This window comes from Bacillus sp. AC266, assembly GCF_979253805.1.
This window is the reverse complement of the sequence record NZ_CEEDEC010000001.1, coordinates 807970-830573: the sequence shown is the minus strand read 5'-3', so window position 1 is coordinate 830573 and position 22604 is coordinate 807970. Positions and strand designations below refer to the sequence as shown.

The 22604-nt window shown below is 33.6% G+C and carries 10 protein-coding genes and 1 pseudogene; 9 read left to right on the top strand and 2 right to left on the bottom strand.

Annotated features, from left to right (window positions below):
* Nucleotides 1-136 precede the first annotated feature (136 nt).
* The gene (locus AC0IXC_RS04270; RefSeq protein WP_044442047.1) at nt 137-1054 is read left to right on the top strand and encodes a DMT family transporter; all 918 of its coding nucleotides are present in this window, start codon (nt 137-139) and stop codon (nt 1052-1054) included.
* 215 nt (nt 1055-1269) lie between these two features.
* Here the strand turns inward: AC0IXC_RS04270 and AC0IXC_RS04265 are convergent, their stop codons facing one another.
* The gene (locus tag AC0IXC_RS04265) at nt 1270-1713 is read right to left on the bottom strand and encodes a carboxymuconolactone decarboxylase family protein (RefSeq protein ID WP_193653764.1); all 444 of its coding nucleotides are present in this window, start codon (nt 1711-1713) and stop codon (nt 1270-1272) included.
* A gap of 81 nt (nt 1714-1794) precedes the next feature.
* Nucleotides 1795-3099: a preprotein translocase subunit SecY gene (gene secY / locus AC0IXC_RS04260; protein WP_002141891.1), complete on the bottom strand. Its 1305-nt coding sequence runs from the start codon at nt 3097-3099 to the stop codon at nt 1795-1797.
* A 537-nt stretch (nt 3100-3636) separates the two neighbouring features.
* On the opposite strand from secY, the gene AC0IXC_RS04255 reads away from it, so the two are divergent.
* The 8 genes and pseudogenes from AC0IXC_RS04255 (at nt 3637) to AC0IXC_RS04220 (ending at nt 22540) form a co-directional block, all read left to right on the top strand.
* Entirely contained in the window at nt 3637-4152 is a 516-nt protein-coding gene (locus tag AC0IXC_RS04255; protein ID WP_341085836.1) for a DinB family protein, read from the top strand.
* A 555-nt stretch (nt 4153-4707) separates the two neighbouring features.
* Nucleotides 4708-6654, top strand: a complete 1947-nt coding sequence (locus tag AC0IXC_RS04250; RefSeq protein ID WP_341024603.1) for a bifunctional metallophosphatase/5'-nucleotidase — start codon at nt 4708-4710, stop codon at nt 6652-6654.
* Between the two features lie 681 nt (nt 6655-7335).
* A complete protein-coding gene (locus AC0IXC_RS04245; RefSeq protein WP_471652626.1) occupies nt 7336-9039 on the top strand; it encodes a M4 family metallopeptidase in 1704 nt (567 codons plus the stop codon).
* A gap of 525 nt (nt 9040-9564) precedes the next feature.
* Entirely contained in the window at nt 9565-12135 is a 2571-nt protein-coding gene (gene pulA / locus AC0IXC_RS04240; RefSeq protein ID WP_471652625.1) for a type I pullulanase, read from the top strand.
* A gap of 266 nt (nt 12136-12401) precedes the next feature.
* Nucleotides 12402-12479 (top strand): annotated as a pseudogene (locus tag AC0IXC_RS04235) (DM13 domain-containing protein); the annotation flags it as partial.
* 527 nt (nt 12480-13006) lie between these two features.
* A complete protein-coding gene (locus AC0IXC_RS04230) occupies nt 13007-13984 on the top strand; it encodes a SagB/ThcOx family dehydrogenase (protein WP_060751149.1) in 978 nt (325 codons plus the stop codon).
* 32 nt (nt 13985-14016) lie between these two features.
* Nucleotides 14017-21030, top strand: a complete 7014-nt coding sequence (locus tag AC0IXC_RS04225; RefSeq protein ID WP_471652624.1) for an amino acid adenylation domain-containing protein — start codon at nt 14017-14019, stop codon at nt 21028-21030.
* Nucleotides 21031-21085: 55 nt separating this feature from the next.
* Nucleotides 21086-22540 carry a pyridoxal phosphate-dependent decarboxylase family protein gene (locus tag AC0IXC_RS04220; RefSeq protein WP_002127563.1) on the top strand — a complete coding sequence of 485 codons (1455 nt, stop codon included), beginning with the start codon at nt 21086-21088 and terminating at the stop codon, nt 22538-22540.
* Nucleotides 22541-22604: the final 64 nt, after the last annotated feature.

The window sequence follows — 22604 nt, the reverse complement described above, 5'->3', positions numbered from 1 at the left end:
TTTTCTTTTTAATTTAATTAAAGCGAAAAACAGTCTGACAATCAACTATATTTTTATTCAACTGTTATATGCGTGGATACACTGTTATACAGCATATCCTCTATACTCATTTCAAGAGTAAAAAGGAGGAAGGAAAATGGTCATTTTAAATTATATTTTAGTATGTATTATTTTTGGAACGACATTTTTAACGATAAAAATTGGAATAGAAGCTGGCGCACCACCATTATTTTCAGCTGGAATTCGTTTCTTTTTGGCGGGCCTTATTCTCATTATTATTTTTAAATTAAAGCGAAAGGATATTATGCCCTACTTATTATCGAAACGTATTATATATGCTGGTTTTTGTTTAACATTTATGACATTCGCGACCCTTTACTGGGCTGAACAATATATTTCTTCTGGATTAGCTGCAGTTCTATCTGCAACAGCCCCAATGATGATTTTGCTATTACAATCAAAGAGAAATAAAACAAAATTGCAAAAAGAACAACTTGTTGCTTTAGTTATAGCACTTACAGGAGTTTTGTTTATATCTTTACCTGGCATGCATCAAGAACTTACTTTCATATGGAGTATTGCATGCCTTGTTATATTAGTAGGAGAGTTGTTTTATGGAATAGGTTCTATTCGTTCTAAAGAGATACTTTCAGATTTACCTAACGTATCACCATTTCTCATTAACGGCATTCAAATGTTTTATGGAGGAGTTTTGCTATTAATTGTATCTGTTGTAATGGAACAGCCGAATTTAGCTGTATTAACATCTTGGAATGTACAATGGCCAATTTTATATCTCATATTTGTAGGATCAATCGGTGGGCACGGTTTATATTATTGGCTCTTATCAAAAACAAATCCAATATTTCCATCAACATGGTTGTATGTATCCCCATTAATCGCTGTTATTGTAGGTTATTTTGTATTAGGAGAACCATTAAATCCTGCAATGGGAATTGGAGCTTGTTTAATCTTGATTGGTGTATTTTTAGCGAATCGTTCTACACTTGGAGTTTATTTTAAGCAAGGAAGGTTGTTAAAAAAAGAGATGTAGTTAAAGTTTAATGATGTAGAAAACAGCGAAAAACGTATTCAAACTTTAGAAGGAAAAATAGTTAATTTAGAGAAAGTGATTAACACATTAGAATATAGATTAGGGATAGTAGAATCAAAAACACAGTTGGAGAAATAACCAACTGTGTTTTTATATAGGGTGTATTTTATTTTACACTTAACTAAATCGGTCGCATATTGTTTGGTGGATAAGTGTTATTTTTTTATTACGGTATTGCCCATCGCGATAGAAATTCGATTCCAATTGTTTATTTGATTAATGATTAACACAAGGTCAACATATTGTTTTTCGTCAAAGTGTTCACGTACTCGGTTATATAGATTTTCAGGAACTCTTTTAGTAGGAATGAGAGTAATATGCTCCGATAGTTCCAGAGCAACTTTTTCTTCAGGAGTATAAAAATCACAATCATCCCAAGCGCTTAAGCAGTAAATTCTTTGCTCGGCTTCACCCAATTTTCGGGCGTCAGAAGTATGCATATCGATACAATAAGCACAGCCGTTAATTTGAGAGACTCTAATTTTTATAAGCTCTCTAACAGCACGATTAATTGAGGATTTCTTCGTGTATTTCTCCATATCCATCATAATTTTCATACCATCAGGCGAAATATCATAATAAGACATTCTTTGACTCATAAGACAAAACCTCCGTTATTATAAGTTTTTATAATAAAAACACACTAGGTCGCTATTGTGACTTCTAGTGTGTTTTTGTAATTAATTCACTTTTTTTATAAAACCTTTATAATGACGCTTAACAAGTTGACTTTCTAACGTCTTCATCGTTTCTAATGCAACACCTACGATGATTAGTAAACTTGTACCGCCGATTTGAGCAGATGGTGGTAATGTTGCGATTTTCGTGAATACGAGCGGTAATATTGAAATTGCTCCTAAGAAAATCGCACCGATAAATGTTAAACGGTATAAAATTTTTGTTACATACTGTTCTGTAGATTTACCTGGGCGAATACCCGGGACATATCCGTTTTGCTTTTTCAAATTCTCAGCCATTTGTTCAGGGTTTACTTGAATAAATGCATAGAAGTATGTGAAAGCAACGATAAGACCAACATAAAGCGCCATTCCAAACGGATGTGCAAAATCAAGATTCGCAATTAGCCATTTAGATACGCTCGAGTCAGGGAAGAGCTGCGCAATTGTACGCGGCGTCATTAAAAAGGCTGAAGCAAAGATAACAGGAATTACACCTGCACTATTTACTTTAAGAGGTAAATGAGTATTTTTTGCTCCTTGATATTGATTGTTTCCTGAAACAGCTTTTGCATATTGAATCGGTATTTTTCGAACAGCTTGTTGAATGTAAATAACACCAACAACTATCGCTAAAATTACGAGTCCAATTAAAACCATTTTTATTATGTGCATAAATAACTGATCGCCTGCGTTTTGGAATTGTTGCAAATAAATTTGATTAGCGACATTTGGAATCGCCGCAACAAGTCCTGCGAAGATAATCATTGAGATTCCATTACCAACGCCATTAGCGGTAATTTGTTCACCTAACCAAAGTAAAAATGCAGTACCAGCAGTTAAAACTGTCGCAATAAATAAGTATGTAGTCCAGCTTTGATCTGTAATTAATTGTCCACCTGCTATATTATTAAAACCATAAGACATCCCAATGGATTGTATGAATGCGAGAATGATTGTAAAGTAGCGAGTAAATTGAGCTGATTTCTTACGGCCCATTTCTCCTTGCTTTGCCCATTCTGTAAATTTAGGTACAACGTCCATTTGTAGTAATTGTACAATGATAGAAGCTGTAATATATGGTGTGATACCTACAGCAAAGATTGAGAAGTGTTGCAGTGCTCCTCCGCCAAATACGTTTAGCATACCTAAAACGTTGGCTTGATCTTGTACTTTTAATACCTCTGCGTTAGTATGAGGAACTGGAATAAACGTGCCAATTCGAAAAACAATTAGCATCGCTAGTGTAAAAAGAATTTTGTTTCTTATCTCAGCTACTCTCATGAAATTTGAAATCGTACGAAACATTATGTCGCCTCCTATATTTTTATCAGTTCAAAACTGATTATTATATCCCGATGAAGTAACCACAAACCTCCTTCCGCATTAAATTCATTTGACAAATGGAATTTTATACATTTTGTAGTTTTCACGGATATAAAAATATAAGGTGTTTATACAAGCGATTTATTAATTTTTCGTAATCATTCAATACCCATAATATAACTAATAAATTAACAAATGTACATACATAAGCATTAAAAATGAATGAATAGATTGATTTTTTACATATATTTAATGCTAGATTGATAATTAGGAACGTTTTATGTAGTTATATTGAAAGGATTCCGTTGAAAGTATTATGATGTAGCTGTAGCGCATAATAACCTCAAGGAAATCTTCAAGGATGTTGAGAGAACTCATACATTTCAGCATGAATTAGAGAACCTACTAAAGAAAGAAAAGATTGGATTGGAATAATAGTGAAGGAAAATCTTTTTTCCATAGAGAATATTTCTAGCGTAGGAATTTAAGTATGTAGGTTCTAGCGAAAGGAGAATTCACATGAATACATTTGTAAATGACAAGTTTTATGAAACTAGAAATCAATTATTTGAGGAAATTACTTTGTTAAGTGATGCTCAATTTAATAGGAAACCAGATAAGGATAAATGGAGTATAGCACAAGTTTGTCATCACTTAGTTTTATTAGATGAGAGAGTTATAACAGTTATTTCATCGGGATTAAAAAAGATGGATAGTATCTTAAATGAGCGTAAAGAAATTCACACTATTTTATTAGATAGATCGATAAAATTTATAGCCCCAGAAATGATTGAACCAAGTATAGAACCATTTGAAGTGCAGCAAATGTTTGATTTGTTAAACGACTCTAGAAAAGAATTGATGCGTTTCCTGAGTACAATAGAAGATGAATCTATATTAGCGAAAAAATCAGTGACGCATCCAGCTCTTGGAGAATTACTACTTGATCAGTGGATAGAACTGATCTATTTGCATGAACAGCGTCATATAGAACAAATTAAAGAGATAAAATTGCTTTGTGGAGTTGAAAAGTAAAATCATTGTCTATTTATTGAGCGATTTGGGATAGCATCAAGGATTCGAGTGATAAAATACAAGTCCTAATTAAAATTATGATGAATTTAGTTGAAAGCAACCAATAAGCAGAAAAAAATACGAAACTAGCAGATTTTACTCCTGAAGAGGAAACGAACATTTGAAAAAAATCTGAATCCGATTTGCTGTATAAGTGTAACCCCGTCTTAAATGAAGAGCGGGGTTATTATTTTTGGAAGTGATCTCAGTATTTTCATATAGAAGGAAAAAATTAGAAATAAAATCCGAAAATGAGTTGCATGTCCAAAATTTTGAAAGTACATATACATCTACCGTTGGTTTAGCGCCCTTCACACGTTGGAGGAAGAAGTATTTTATTAGAAAATGATAAAATACTATTCTGTTAGGGGATATATGCATTTTATTCTCTATATTTTCACAGCAAAACCAACTACAAAATTATCTTTTGTAGTTGAATTTCTCTGAATAATAAGTTACATTTTTAAAGTTCAAGCAACTTTATGACAGTACAAAAAGGGGAGAAATATTGTTATTATGCAAAAAATGAAATGGAAGAACTATGTATGCAATTTTATTATTCTTATGCTTCTTGTAACAGCAGTAACAGTCAAACCAGCTATTTCTAAGGCTGAGGAATCTAATGTTAATATTACATTGTTAGGTACTGCAGATATTCATGGTAGATTTATGCCTTGGGATTATGCGCTTGATGGAGCAAATATGAGTGGAAGTTTGACGCAGCTTTATACGGTTATAAAGAAGGTACGTCAAGAAAATCCAAATACCATATTAGTAGATGCCGGGGATACAATTCAAGGAAACTCAGTAGAATTATTCAACGATAAGCCACAATCGCCAATGATGGTAGCAATGAATACAATGGGATATGACGCCTGGGCATTTGGAAATCATGAATTCAATTTTGGATTAGATACATTGAAAAAAGTTAGTGAGCAATACAAGGGAAAGACGTTAGCAGGAAATATTTATAAGGAAAATGGAGAGCGTTTTCTTCCTGCATATACGATTGTTGAAAAAGGTGGAATTAAAGTCGGGATTATTGGTATGAATACACCAATGATTAGTGATTTTGAAAAAGGGACAGATCATTTGGATGGTTTAGTAGTGAAAAATCCAGTAGAAGAGACAAAAAAGGCTATTAAAGAATTAGAAGATAAAGTAGATGTAATGGTAGGGGTTATGCATATGGGACTAGAAAATGAGAATGGAATCCCAGGTACTGGTGTTCAAGATATTGCGAATGCTTGTCCGGAACTAAGCGCTATTTTTGCGGCTCATATGCATAAACTTGTAAAAAAAGAAGTTGTAAATGGCGTAATTATTACAGAACCAGATAAATACGGAACGCATATTTCACGTATTGACCTTACTTTTACAAAGCAAGATGGGAAGCTTGTTTTAAAAGATAAAACAGCTACCGCTATACCTGTAAAAAATGCTGATGGAACTACAGTATTATCTGATTCTACACTTGAAGAAACACTAACACCTTTTCATGAGTATGCGAGAGGAGATGCAAATGTTGTAGTCGCCCGATTAAAGGGTAGAAACCTTGTTCCTCAGAATGAAATAAAGGGTATTCCAAGTGTGCAGATTCAAGAGACACCTTTATCAGATTTCTTTCATGAAGTCATGCTCCATTACAGTAAGGCGGATGTAGTAGCCCATCAAATTGATAATGATTATGCCCGTTTGGATATAGGTCCTATAAAGAAGAAAGATATTGCTTATAATTATCAATATGCTTTGGGAGAAATTACAGTATATAAGATAACTGGAAAAGATTTAAAAGACTATATGGAATGGGCAGCAGGATATTTTAACTCATCTCGTGCCGGAGATGTAACAGTTAGCTTTGATAAAAATCGTCGTGCGTCTAAATACAGTACGAACGATTTCTTTGGAGGCGTAAAATACGAAATTGACTTAACAAAACCATATGGTAGTAGAATTACAAATTTACGCTCTATTCGTACAAATAAACCAATCAAAATGAGCGATGTTATGACGCTAGGAATGAATGCGTATAGAATGGAGGCTCTTCAGGCAAAAGGGGGAGCTTTAGAGGGACGAAAATTTGAACAAACTTGGTCATCTAAACAAGAGAATGCATTCGGGGAAACAGGTGGAACCATTCGTAACCTTGCTATTACATATTTAAAAGAGGTAAAGAACGGTGTATACACGCCAAAAGTTATGCATAATTGGAAAATTACTGGTGTAGATACACATTCTTCAGAGCATAAGGCTGTAGTTGATCTTGTAAATAAAGGGATTTTAGAAATCCCAAAAACAGAAGATGGAAAATATACAAATATAGCATCTATAAATACTAAAGATTCAATTACAAAAGAAGAGATTGTAGCACTCTCACAAAAAGCTAATATTAATCCAAATCAGTTTAATCATGTAAAAAGAAAAGGTGAATTTTACAAAAAACTTAGTAGGATAATTAAATAAATATAAAAAAGATGGCTCTCGTGCAAAAAACTATTAAACTTGGACATACCATTATCCTAAAAAAGTTTGTGATTGGTATGGAAATATAGAGAATCATCGGTAAAAAACCCCCTGGATTGCTTTAAAAATTCAGGGGGTTTTTCATTTGAATAATTATTGTTTCATTTCTCACTATGTATATTTATAATATGCTTTAAAAGAACATACCTTAAGTTAATAACATGCAATAGATATGTCCTTTTCTATATTTAAATGGGGAGACAAATTTATCTTTGAAAGATATTTTTGACAAGATGAAACTCATATAAGACTTCAGCAGTCTCAAAACGTTACAATCCATGCAGCTATAGACATAAATAACAAAATTATATTGAAAAATCTAACTTGTATATGCGTTGCCTCACCTCACTAAAGTATTTGACTACAATTCTTAAAATAGTAAAGAGTGGTTTTTTATGTTGTTAATAAGATATAAGTGTACTTTGATTAGAATGAATATAGATAATTAACGACTAACCAATTGGATGAGCACCTAAAAGGGCTCATTTTTTATTTTATCGACCACATATATGTAATTTTGCATAATATTACATAAATTTTGTATTTTCTCTTTTTTTCGACATAAATAGACAGTATACTTTGTACAAGCTTTCTATTTCAAAAATTATACGAGGTGAAAAAATGAAAAACACAAAGACATTAACTAAAGTAGCATTAACAACAGGATTAGCTTTAACAGCTGTGGCACCATACGGAATAGGTCATGCAGAGGAAACAGATCAACTTCAAGTTCAAATTCAGGAGGACTCATTCCGTTCAGGTGAACTTACACAACCGTCACAAAAAACACCAGAGAATGTAGTAAAAGATGCTCTTAAGGAGAAAGCTGAACAAGCTCTTTCTCCAAATCAAGTCAATGGAGAAACAGGAGTAGATTATAAAGTTCTTCAAAAACGTGGTTCGTATGATGGAACAACACTTGTGCGTATGCAGCAAACATACGAAGGAAAAGAAGTATATGGCCATCAATTAACTGCACACGTAGATAATAACGGTGTTATTAAAAGTGTTTCAGGCGATAGCGCGCAAAATTTAAAACAAGAAGAATTGAAAAAGCCTATTAATCTATCAAAAGATGGAGCGAAACAATATATTTATACGAAGTACGGGAACGATATCAAGTTTATTTCTGAGCCAGAAGTTAAGGAAGTTATTTTTGTTGATGAAAATAATGGACAAGCTAGCAATGCATACCAAGTTACCTTTGAAGCGGCAACACCAAACTATGTTTCCGGAACTTATTTAGTAAATGCACAAAATGGTGATATGTTAAAAAATATGGTACAAGAATCTAACTTAAAAGCAAGTGAAAAACTAGTTGGAGCTTTAAAGGAAAGTAAAAAAAGTAGTCTTACATCATTAACTGGAACAGGAAAAGATGATTTAGGTATATCTCGTTCATTTGGTATTTCTAAACAAAGTAATGGCAAATATGCACTTGCTGATTATACAAGAGGGCAAGGAATTGAAACATATGATGTGAATTACAGAGATATTACTAAAGAAGAAAGCTATTATCCTGGTACACTAGCAACCAGCACTTCAACAACATTTAACGATCCAAAAGCAGTAAGTGCTCATTACTTAGCAACAAAGGTATTTGATTTTTATAAAGATAAATACAAGCGTAATAGTTTTGATAATAAGGGACAAAAGGTAGTTTCAGTTGTACATGCTTGGGATTCTGAAGATACGAACGATCCGAAAAATTGGCAAAATGCATTAAGTGCTAATAATGGAAGTATGCTTGTATATGGCGATCCTATTGTCAAGGCATATGACGTAGCTGGACATGAATTTACACATGCTGTTACTTCTAGCGAATCTAATCTTGAATATTACGGTGAATCTGGTGCGATTAATGAGGCGCTATCTGATATTATGGGAACATCTATTGAGAAATACGTAAATAATGGAAGCTTTAACTGGACAATGGGCGAACAAACTGGATCTGTTTTCCGTGATATGGAAAACCCAGCTTCTGTTCCATCTTCACTTGGAGTACCTTATCCAGATGATTACAGTGAATTTAACGATTTTAATGGATGGGATCAAGGCGGCGTTCATTTTAATTCAAGTATTATTAATAAAGTTGCGTATCTCATTGCAAAAGGCGGAACTCATAACGGAGTAACTGTTAAAGGAATTGGTGAAGATAAAATGTTTGATATTTTCTATTATGCAAATACAGATGAGTTAAACATGACATCTAATTTCAAAGAATTGAAATCAGCATGTATTCGAGTGGCAACTAATAAATATGGGGCGAATACAGCTGAAGTTCAAGCAGTGCAAAAAGCATTTGATGCAGCAAAAATTAAGTAAGTTAGAAATATAGTTTTCATTCATATATTAATACATTAATACATTATGAAAATCAGCTAATGTCATTTTAAGGATATTAGCTGATTTTTTACGTAGCAATGTATTAGTGAAAATAAAATTACTAAGCAATAATCAGGCATCTATCTTCAATAAGTTACGACAAATATATAAGATTTCAAGGATATAAAAACAGAAAATTAATAATATATTGACTTTTTAATAGTAAGTGCTATAGAATGAAAGCGATAACAAACGATTGCTTTAAAATAATTTCCCTGATCTTTTAGTATTTACAAATATAAGAAGGAATAAACAAATCTATTTTTTTGAGTTTTAATGCAAACGTTTTCGTAAGGGTTATTTCCATCTTATATTTGATTTTCGTATTAAAAGATCATTGAAATACATACGTAAAAATGGCCAATATGGAGGTGAAGTAAAAGAGATTCCTAGATTAATTTAAACCGTGTTTCGTAGTATGAGCATAATAAATTGTTCGTAATATTTAAAGAAAGGGTGTATGGGGTGCAAATTACAAAAAAATTAATTAACAAATCGTTTTTATTACTTACCATAATCGTTATGTTATCATCTGTTTTCTCTTTTCAGAGTGTGAAGGCAGTTTCAAATTCGAAAACAACTGAAGTTATCATTCATTACAAAGAGAAATCTGGAAATACAAAAGACTGGAATCTTTGGGTATGGGGAGAAAATGCAAACGGTAAATCTTATGAATTTACTGGTGAAGATGAATTTGGAAAATACGCTAAGATAAAAATAGATGGTGACTATAATCGTGTAGGATTTATAGTTCGTACCAATGAATGGGAAAAAGATGGAGGTGATCACTGGGTTGAAAATATAAGGGATGGTCGTGCTGAAGTATGGATCCTTTCGGGTGATGAAAAAGTATATAACTCTAAGCCTTCTTCGGATCTCTCAATTCAAAAAGCTACTATTGATAGTTTTAATGAAATTACTGTAACGACTAATGTTCCGTTTAATAGTAAGGAACAGAAAATTGAAATTGAAGGCGTTAAAATTAAGGGAATTAGTCCTTATGATAAAAATAGTGGAGATATTACTAATAAGGTTAAAATAATTACGGAACAGAAAATTGATTTAAAACAAACATACAAAGTTAAAATAGCAAACTTAGCTGATGCGAATACTGAAATCGGTAAAGTCATTCGTAGCGAGGAATTTGATAATTTATTTTATTATGGTGGTAATGATTTAGGGAATATATATACTCCGCAACATACAAAGTTCCGTTTATGGGCTCCTACTGCGAGTGAAGCGAAGTTAGTTACATATAAAAAATGGAGCGATAAAATAGGTACTGAAATAAACATGCAACAAGGTGAAAAGGGAACTTGGAAAGCAGAACTTAAAGGGAACCAAAAAGGTCTCTTTTATACGTATAAGGTGAAAATTGGGGATAAGTGGACTGAAGCGGTTGATCCGTATGTGCGTGCTGCTTCTGTAAATGGAGATAAAGGTGCAGTTGTTGATTTAGAAGAAACAAATCCGAAAAAATGGAAAGCAAACAAAAAGCCAAAATTTAAAAATCCGGAAGATGCTATTATTTATGAATTACATGTACGCGATCTTTCCATTCAACCTGAAAGTGGTATTAAGCAAAAAGGAAAATATTTAGGTGTAACAGAAAAAGGAACAAAAGGGCCTGAAGGTGTAAAAACAGGACTTGATCATATGAAAGATCTTGGTGTTACTCACGTTCAGTTTTTACCGATATTTGATTATGCTTCAGTAAATGAAGAGAATTTAAATGAACCACAATATAACTGGGGATATGACCCGAAAAATTTCAACGTCCCAGAGGGCTCCTATTCTACAAATCCTTTTGAGCCAACTGTTCGAATAACTGAATTAAAGCAAATGATTCAAACATTGCATGATAATAATCTTCGTGTTGTGATGGACGTAGTATATAACCATATGTATAATGCCGCTGAATCAAATTTTCATAAGTTAGTTCCAGGTTACTATTATCGTTACAATGAAGACGGAACATTAGCAAATGGAACTGGAGTAGGGAATGATACCGCTTCAGATCGAAAGATGATGAGAAAATTTATGGTAGATTCCGTCACATACTGGGCAAAAGAATACAATTTAGATGGGTTCCGTTTTGATTTAATGGGTATTCATGATTATGAAACGATGAATGAGATACGTAAAGCTGTTAATCAAATTGATCCTTCTATTATTCTGCATGGAGAAGGCTGGGATTTAAATACACCTCTTGCAGCTGAATTGAAAGCAAATCAAAAAAATGCGGAGAAAATGAAAGGGATTGCTCATTTTAACGATAATATTCGTGATGGATTGAAAGGTAGTGTATTTGAGGAGAAAGAAAATGGTTTTGTAAATGGAAAGCAAAACATGGAAGACCGTATTAAAAAAGGCATTACAGCCGGTATTGACTATGATACAAATTCGTCTACTTATCAAGATCCGGAGCAGGTGCTAACTTATGTGGAAGCACATGACAATCATACTTTATGGGATAAACTTGAGTTGACTAATTCAGGTGACAGTGAAGAAATGCGAAAACAAATGCATAAATTATCTTCTTCTATTTTATTAACATCACAAGGTATTCCATTCTTACATGCAGGACAAGAGTTTATGCGCACAAAATATGGTGATCATAATAGTTACAAATCTCCTGATTCTATTAACCAGATGGATTGGTTACGCCGTGCAGCATTTAATAATGAAGTAGAGTATATGAAGGGCTTAATAGATTTACGCAAAAAATACCCAGCTTTTCGTATGACTTCTGCAGAGCAAATTAAAAAGTATGTAGCTTTTATCGATGTTCCTAAAAATGTTGTAGCTTATACAATAGATGGAAAGGGAAGTGGGAATAAAAGCGAATACTTTATGGTGGCTCACAATGCAAATAGGGAAGCCGTTGACATAACACTTCCATCGAAAGGTCCATGGAAAGTGCTAGTAAACGAGAATCAGGCGGGAAGTAAAACACTTTACGTTGTCCATGACAATAAAATTAAAGTTCCTGCATTAAGTTCACTAGTTTTAAAAACAGAGAAACCGATTAAATAAAAGCAACTAATGTGAAAGTATATACTGAATTGAGCAAATTGAATAGGGATTGCAAATGAAAAAAGCGAAGTGAAGGTTGTTTTCACTTCGCTTTTAAAGTTAAAGTAATATAATTTCACATACTGTAATTATATTACAATTTAATAACGAAAATAGACAAGAGATTATTGCTATTGTTACAGTAGGAGGAGAAGATATCTTTGTATTTATTTATAAAATTATCTGAAGCACATTCTTAATTTATATAATTTTTATTATATATTCGAACATCTAACGGGCTAGATGTTCGAGTTGTATTAATTCCTACAAATCGTTTAAAAAATAGCAAAGATGCAAAAGTATATGGAATTAAAATAGAGAAAAGACACCTTAAATGGTGTCTTTTCTCTATTTTAAATACGATATGTTAGTAACTCACTTGTATGTAATAGTATGTGCATTTTTACACTAACTTCTAAAGAAAAATTTCAAATTCTTTTCTTAATCTATTTGTAATAAATCTCATTAGAAAATTTTATCGCTATAACAAATAAAACTTTCTCAATATTATTTTGTTTAATAACTATTTCCATCTGCTTTCCAATCCATTACAATAATTTCACATTGGAAATACATGAAAATTCTTAATGTTCTAAATGGTTTATACCTTATAGGATTACTATGGGAAAGGATGTGAAATGTCTAATAAAAAATCATTTTTTATGATGAAATAAAAAAATTTAATGAAGAAAAAGTTATTTTATTATTCTCAAGCTTCGTTGAAGTACATGTATTTATAATCACTATGAGACAAGGGGCAGAATCTAAAGATTATTTTTGTAGATTAGAAAATTGTATTTTGAAAATAAGTAAAACATTTATGGAGGGTTATATGAGCGAGCAAATTTATTACTGGTCTCCTATTAAGCATTGGGAGAAGTTGCATAATGAAATTTTGATAGGAGAAACAAGATTTGCAGGCGTTCTGTCTGAATGGTTTCCTGAGTTTTATTTTTTGACTCAAAAAGGTGTGAAAATTAGTGAACTAGTAGAGCACTTTTCGTTAGGAAATGTAGAAGAGACACAAAAAACAATAGAGCTTATGATAAAAAATCGTGTGTTAGTAAGTAACATATTACCCCCAAGAGAAGTATTTTCCACACAAGAAAAGATTTTTCCGAATCCATATAGCAACCAGATTCGCTTTTCTAAAGAAGATTTAGATAAGTATATGAGTGAACAATTGAATCGAACACACCATGCTGTGCGGTCAACCGAAATTCAACTTGAAACAACAAATGAGTTACCCACTATAATCAAGGAACGTAGGTCTTGTCGCCAATTTGATATGAAAAAACATATTAGTTTTTTAGAATTTTCCCAATTCATATCAACTCTAAAACAGGTTAGGAAAGAAAATATATACTATCATTACGCAAGTGCAGGCGGACTCTACCCTATTGATATCTTTATTTATATAAAACCAAAACGTATAGAAGGTATGAAAGCTGGGTTTTATTATTATAACCCATCAAAAAACTGTCTTGTTATTGTAAATAATATTGATCAAGTAATCAAAAGTGATCATGAGTCAATTAACCAAGATTTATTTACTCAGTCTGCCTTTTCAGTTTATTTGGTTTATAATGCGAACGCTTCCATCCCGAAATACGGTTCAGATGGATATTTATTTGCTTGTATTGAGTCTGGTATTATCACTGCTACCTTAAATATGGTGGCTGAGACATTGAATTTAGGCGTTTGTTCAGTTGGTCATATGAAATTTGAAGAGATTCAGCAATTTTTATGTTTGGATAACCATCAAGTATTTCTCCATGGGCTTGAAGTTGGCTTGAAAATTAACGAATAGATGAAATGAATATTAGGGGGATAAAGATAAAAATGCACATTAAAGATCGAAGTTCGATTCATGAAAATAAAGGGGTAGAGGCTTTTTGGAAGGAGCAGTTATCTTCCGAGGTTCTCGATTTTTCTGTATTTAATAGCGGTTACCAACTAAATAAAGAAAATCCTTGCGAGCACGTTCAAGTCATAATGAATGTAGAGTTTAGTAAAAGTATACAAAAAGTAATTAAGTCTCAAGATTTATTATTATTTAGCTGGTTACAGGCCGCGTTAAGGATTTGTTTGGCACACTATACAGATCAAGAAAAGATTACTATTGGTATTCCTGTAATTGAAAAGAATATTGAACAAAGCGAGAATCTTAATAAGTTGATTCCTTTAGGAAGTGAAATCCATCCGCATCACAGCTTTAAACAAGTAGTAAATCAGATTGAACAAACGAATTTATTCGGGTATGACAATCAGAGTTATCCACTCTCTGAATTATTAGCGAAACACCATTTAACTCCTTTTCAAATTGTTATTGGGATGGAAGGATTACATAATAAAAATTCGATAGAAGAATATGCAGAGAATAATTTAGCCATCTGGATACAAAGAAAATGGAATGAAATACATAATGAATTTGAAGTTCAAATTTCTTTCAAGTCTCATTCATTCTCTTCTTTGCAACAGTTTGCAAATTCATATCTTTATGTTTTAAAGCAAGTGTCAACAAATTCGAATTTGGCTGTGAAAGATATTTGTATCATTTCAGAAGAAGAGAAAGAGTTGCTAGAAGAATTGAATCAAGGTCAGGCGGACATAGAATTGTCTCAATCATTTCAAAATTTGTTTGAGGAACAAGTGTTAAAAACCCCAGATCAAATTGCTGTTGTTTGTAATGATCAATCTTTGACATATAGAGAATTGAATAAGAAAGCAAATCAATTGGCCTCTATTCTTCAAAGTAAAGGTGTTTCCAAAGAAAGTATTATTGGGGTTATGGTAGATCGGTCATTGGAAATGATCATTGGCATGGTGGGGATTTTAAAAGCAGGAGCAGCGTATTTACCAATCGATCCTAACTATCCAAATGAACGAATTGAATATATGTTACAAGATAGTCAAGCGAAATGTTTACTGAGCAAGCGAACAGAAGTAGAATTGCCGCAATTTGCGGGTGAAGTGCTGTATCTTGATGAGGAATATCTCTTCCAAGGTGATGAGGAAAGTAATTTAGTTCGAGAAAGTTATCCTAATGATTTAGCTTATGTTATTTACACATCGGGATCGACAGGGAATCCAAAAGGGGTAATGGTAGAACAGAAATCTCTTGTCCATTTTTTAAGTGTAATGAGAGAAAAAGTAAAAGATAATCAGTCATTCTTGTTTCTTGCTAGTGTATCTTTTGATATCTCCTTGTTAGAAATATGTCTGCCTTTAACACAAGGTTCGAAAGTAGTTATTGCTACAGAGGATCAGTTCGCAACAAAAGAATTAGCTTATTTGGTCAAAGAACATAAGGTGGATTTATGGGAATCAACGCCATCGCGAATGGAAGTGATTTTGAGTGATCCAGAAGGGGCAAATTTTCTAAAAGATTTAAAATCTATTTTGTTAGCGGGAGAAGCATTTTCCATTGATTTGGTTGAAAAAATTCGATGCATCAGTGAAGCGACAATTTTAAATATTTATGGTCCTACAGAAACAACCATTTGTGCAACAGTAAAGGATTTGAGCTCTGCCAAAGAAGTTACGATTGGAAGTCCCAACCCGAATTATCATTCCTATATATTGAATAAGTATGGTCAATTAAAACCATTTGGAATTCCGGGTGAACTCTGCATTAGTGGCGTGGCGGTAGCACGAGGGTATCTTGGGAAATCTAAACTGACAGATGAAAAGTTTGTACCGAGTCCCTTTACGGCAGGAGAAATGATGTATCATACGGGTGATCTCGTTCGTTGGTTGCCTAATGGAGAACTTGAATATCTAGGTCGAATGGATCATCAAGTAAAAATTCGGGGATATCGGATTGAATTAAGAGAGATCGAAAGCCAGTTAAGGGAATATCCAGAAATAAACCAAGCTATCGTTGTTGATCAAGTATATGGAAATAGGAAATTATTAGCTGCGTACTATGTATCGGATAATAAGGTCTCTTTTGATGAAATCAGAAAATATTTAAGTGATAAATTACCTGAGTTTATGATTCCTGAAAAAATGATTCAGGTGGAAGAGATTCCGTTGAATCCAAATGGGAAAGTAGATAGGAAAAGGTTATTAGATATAACACAAACAGATTATGTATCAATTCCATACGTTGCCCCGCGCAATGAAATTGAACAAAAATTGGTGCATGCATGGGAAAAAGTTATGGAGCTTGAGGGAATCGGTATTCATGATAATTTTTTTGCTTTAAAAGGAGAATCGATTAAAGCACTTCAGGTAATTAATTTATTAAGAAAAGACTGCTTAAAAATAAGTACAACAGATTTTTTTAAGCATCCCACGATTGCTCAACTTAGTACTTGTGTAAAGTTAGAGCATAAAACGGAAAACTTTGAAAATAGACCAACCCATGTTAAAGATTTGTCTAAGCCATTTCCCTTAACAGAGGTTCAGACAGCGTACATGTTAGGACGGAATTCACAGTTTGAATTAAGTGGTATTTCACCTCAAACTTATTTTGAATATGAAACAGAATTGAATATCAATCGTCTTTCAAAAAGTTTTCAAAAGGTAATTCAACGTCATCCGATGTTACGAGCTGTAATTTTACCAGAGGGAGAACAGCAAATATTACAAAGCGTTCCTGATTACGAGATTGAAATAGTAAGTCTCATAGATTTAGATGATAGGAATCAAAATGCTCGCTTACAAGAAGAACGTTCTCGAATGACTAATCATGTATTTCCTTTAGGGCAATGGCCTTTGTTTGAATTAAAAGCCTTTCTTTTAAAAGAAGACACGTATTTATTATGTTTTCGATACGATGCTTTATTAATGGACGGAGCAAGCATGAACATCGTTGGACAGGATTTGTTTCATTATTATTATAAACCAGAGCAAAGGTTAGAACCTCTATCTTTTGATTTTCAAGATTACATGTTTATCTATGATGAACTGGAACAAAGTACAGAATATAAAACAGCAAAAGATTATTGGACAAGTAAGCTTCCTGACTTTCCGTTTGCGCCTTCTTTGCTGTTAAAAAAGGATCCAGCAGAGATTGCTACTCCTAAGTTTCAATCACTTAATAAGATCCTGGACAATGAAATATGGACAAAGCTACGAAAGTTAGCACAAGAGAAAGAAGTAACTCCTTCGGCTCTGCTTTGTACAATATATGGTGATGTATTGGCATATTGGAGTAATCAACGTCGATTGGCAATTAATTTGACTGTATTTAACCGTTATCCTGTTCATGAAGAAGTAGAGCAAATTGTGGGAGATTTCACTTCACTCATCTTGTTGGATGTTGATGTGAATCCAGATCAATCTTTCTTTACTAGAGTAAAAGAAACGCAATCTACTTTATTAGATGGTCTCGAACATCGCCATTACGATGGAGTTAATTTCATTCGAGATTTTACTCGATATCATCAAATGACGCCAAAAGCAGTTATGCCAATTGTTTTCACCTCGATGCTAGCAGGTGCGGGGGCTTTTGCTTGGGAACAACTTGGTTCACTTCGCCATATTCATGCTCGGACTCCACAAGTGTATTTGGATAATGTGGTAATTGAAAAAAATGGAGAGTTATTAATTAGCTGGAACTATGTTGAAGAATTGTTTGATGTTGATGTGATAGAAGCGATGTTTCACCAATTTGTTGACTTATTGGAACAATTAGTGAAACAAAGTGACGTAACATCTTTGCAGATGAAAGAGTTAGACCACGCTTTAATTGAGCAATACAATGAGACAACAGAAAAAATACCGTCGACTACTTTATATCAATTATTTACAGACCAAGTAAAACGTACACCGGATGAAGTAGCAGTAGTTTTTGAACAAGACTACTTAACATACTCGGAGCTTCATAAGCGCTCCAATCAAGTTGCGCACTTTTTAAAAGAACAAGGAATTGGTCTAGGTGACAAGGTTGGTCTTTTAGCACAAAGACGAGTTGACACAATTGCTAATATGATAGGTATTTTAAAAGCAGGTGCCGCTTATGTTCCGATTGATCCCGACCATCCTTCAGATCGCCAAACATATATTTTAGAAAATAGCTCATGCAAACTTTTATTAGAACCTAGTCTTTATGCAAAAAACCACTTGTCATTATACACAACAGAAGATATGCCTGCTATTGCTGGTCCGGAAGATCTTGCCTATATTATCTACACTTCAGGAAGTACAGGGAAACCGAAAGGAGTAATTATTACTCACCAAGCGGTTGCAAATACCATTCAAGATATTAATCAAAAATATCAGGTAAATGAAGATGATCGTATTATTGGTATTTCTTCTATGTGTTTTGACTTATCTGTATACGATATTTTCGGAACGTTAAGCACAGGTGCAATGTTGGTAATGATTCGTGACCCAAGAGACATGCAAGAATTAATCCGTACTGTCGAACGTAGAGGAATTACAATTTGGAATACAGTACCTGCAATTATGGATTTGGTATTAGATCAAGTAGGTTCTCATTTTGAACATTCTTCCTTGCGTTTAGTTTTACATAGTGGAGATTGGATTCCACTTTCTTTACCAGAAAAAATAAAACGACATTTTCCGATTGCGGAAGTAGTTTCACTCGGAGGAGCAACAGAAGCATCGATTTGGTCAATTTATTATCCGGTCAAACAGGTGGAATCGCATTGGAAGAGTATTCCATACGGGATACCTTTGGCAAACCAAACGTATTATGTGTTGAACTATGAAAAGAAAATGTGCCCTGTTGGTGTAATTGGAGATTTATATATCGGGGGAGTGGGCCTTGCTAAAGGATATTTAAATGATGAACAGAAAACAAATGAAGCATTTGTATCACATCCTGATTTTGGTCTTATTTACAAGACAGGAGACTGTGGAAAAATGCATCCTGAGGGATATATTGAATTTTTAGGCCGCCAAGATTATCAAGTCAAAATTCAAGGATATCGAGTAGAGTTAGAAGAAATCGCCCATTGTCTTCTCACTTACAAACAAGTCGAACATGCAGTAGTGATTGATCAGACAGATGAGTATGGTATAAAATTTTTAGTCGCATATGTGGTAACTGAGAAAAATATTAGCACAACAGAACTTCGAAAGCATTTGCGAGATCACTTGCCAGATTACATGATTCCTTCTTATTTTGTTTATTTGGAACAATTGCCCTTGACTCCAAACGGGAAATTAGATAGAAAAGCGCTCCCTACTCCGGAGAAACAAACAAATGAAGTATTTATTGCTCCAAAAACGGAAATGGAAAAAATATTAACTAGTGTTTGGCAAGAAGTACTCAAAGTAAATCGGATTGGAGTAAATGATCATTTCTTTGCCTTAGGTGGAGATTCGATAAAAGCGATTCAAGTTTCCGTCAGACTGTATAGACAAGGATTTGAGCTGGAGCCAAAAAATTTATTTTCATTTCCTATATTAGGAGACATGGTTCAATTTGTTAAAAAGCTTGATCATCTTCCAAATTCGCAAACAAGTGATGCAAACAAAATGAACGATAATAAAGTTACATTACTAAATGTTAAAGATAAACAACTTAATCAACATACACTTATCAAAATACAAGAAAAAATGCCAAAAATAAAAATAGAACGTATTTACCCATTGGCACCTTTCCAGGAAGTTATTTATGAACATGCTGCGACTGAACCTGATACAAATGCATATTTCGAACAAACAATTTGGGCACTTGAGGGGGAGCTGGATATTAATCTCTTTATTCAGTGTTTCCAACAATTAGTTGATCGTCATGATTCTTTAAGAACGATAATTGTGCAAGATGAACAAGCACAACCTTGGCAAGCTGTTCTACATGATGTTCAAATGATTTCAGAGATAAAAAACTTGATTGAGATGACGAAACAAGAACAGCAAGAATTCCTAGACCAGTGGATGAATGAAAATTTAAGTCAAGGATTCAAAAATGATGAACTCATGACCCGTCTCTGTATATTCCAACTAGAAAATAACGAGCATAAGGTGGTTTGGAGTTCCCATCATCTATTATGTGATGGTTGGAGCGTCAGCATTTTGATAGACGAATTATTCCAGCTCTATGAAACAATAAATGCGGGAACTACGGCAGAGTTACCTATGGTGAAACCTTTTGAGACATTCATAGATTGGACTGTAGCACGAGATCATGAGAAAGCACGTCATTTTTGGCGGGATTATTTATCAGGATACAATCAGAAAATTAGTATTCCTAAAAAGAAAGTACCAACTCAAAGTGAAGGGTTAAATTTTACATTTATGGATTTAACATTAGATAAGGATTTGACTAATCAGTTACAGACATTTGTAACTAAAAACAATATAACTATGAATTCGGCATTACTAGCTGTATGGGGAATATTGCTTGGCAAATACAACGGAAGGAGAGAAGTAGTATTACCTAATCTAGTATCAGTCAGACCCCCCGAAGTAGAAGGGATTGAAAATATGTTCGGTCTGTTCACAAATGTTTTGCCTATCCGACTAGCATGGACAGAAACGCAATCTTTTGTGGACTTCCTGCAAAAAGTACAACTAGAAACATTGAAATGTAATGAGTATGCATACTATTCATTTGTTGATATACAAAAACAAAGTGAATTAAAAACTGAGTTGACTGACCATCTTTGGGTTTTTGAAAACTATCCGACTAACTCAGCTATCTTTTCTTCAAATGAAAACAGAAATTTTGCCATCACAGATTACGAAGTTGTTGATGAGCCTCATGTAAAGTATGGAATTATGTGCTTCCCTGAAGAGAAACTTACAATAAAGTTTGGATATGATCAAACCGTATATGAAGCGGAGAAAATACAGGAAATATTGAATCACATCCATCAGTTAATCAACATGATTCTTCAAAATCCAATACAGGCAATCGGTGATTACAAATTATAAAAAATGAAAAGGCGAGCAAGAACTCGCCTTTTTAAATAGAGTAGGAGTAAACCAAATGACAAAAAACTTGCAGTTATCAGCCGAAGAGATGCGTCAGTTAGGATATCAAGCGGTGGACTTGATTGTTGATCATATGAATCATTTGAAAAGTAAACCAGTTTCGGAAACGATTGATAGTAATATTTTTAGAGACAAGCTAATTGAAACGATTCCAGAAAACGGATCTAATCCAAAAGAGTTACTTCATTTTCTTAATAACAATGTGTTTAATCAAATTACTCATGTGGATCATCCTCATTTTATGGCTTTTGTGCCAGGTCCTAATAATTATGTTGGTGTAATAGCAGATTTTTTAGCAAGTGGGTTTAATGTATTTCCTACGGCTTGGATAGTAGGTGCAGGTGCTGAACAAATTGAATTAACGACAATCAACTGGTTAAAATCAATGCTAGGATTCCCTGATTCAGCTGAAGGGCTATTTGTCAGTGGCGGTTCCATGGCTAATTTGACTGCACTTACTGTAGCGAGACAGGTCAAGCTGAATAATGACATAGAAAATGCGGTTGTGTATTTTTCTAACCAAACTCATTTTTCTGTAGATCGAGCACTTAAAGTATTAGGTTTTAAACATCATCAAATTTGCCGAATTGAAACAGATGAAGATTTAAGAATTTCAGTTAGTACTTTAAGAAAGCAAATAAAAGAAGATCGATTAAAAGGGAAAAAACCATTTTGTGTTATTGCTAATGCAGGGACAACGAATTGCGGAGCGGTGGACTCCCTCGATGAATTGGCTGATCTATGTGGTGATGAAGATGTATGGCTACACGCGGATGGTGCTTATGGGGCTGCAGCAATTCTCAGTGAAAAAGGAAGGGAGGTGTTAAGAGGAATTCATCGTGCTGATTCTTTGACGTTAGACCCGCATAAATGGCTTTTTCAGCCTTATGATGTTGGTTGTGTACTCATTCGCAATAGCCAATATTTAAGTAAAACGTTCCGTATGATCCCAGAGTATATTAAGGATACGGAAACTAATATAGAAGAAAAAGTGAATTTTGGGGAGCGTGGAATTGAACTTTCTCGTAGATTTAGGGCATTAAAGGTATGGCTTTCTTTTAAAGCATTTGGAGTCACAGCTTTTCGTGAGGCAATAGATCATGGCATTATGTTGGCTGAACAAGTTGAAGAGTTTTTAAGGAAAGAAAAAGATTGGGAAGTAGTAACACCTGCCCAATTAGGAATTGTTACTTTTCGTTATATTCCTTGTAAGCGAACGTCTACAGAAACAATTCATGAAATAAACAAAAAACTGGTGGAAGAAATTAATCAAAGAGGATTTGCTATGCTAAGTACGACTAAATTAAAAGAAAAAGTAGTAATTCGACTTTGCTCTATCAACCCGAGGACAACATTAGAAGAAATACTTCAAATCATGATGAGCATTAAGGCGTTGGCAGAGGAAATAAACACATCGCCTAAACATCTTATATCTGTTTCTCAACCTTGATATATTAGGTGAATTTTACATATTAATAGCCGATTCTAAATGAGAATCGGCTATTATACTATTT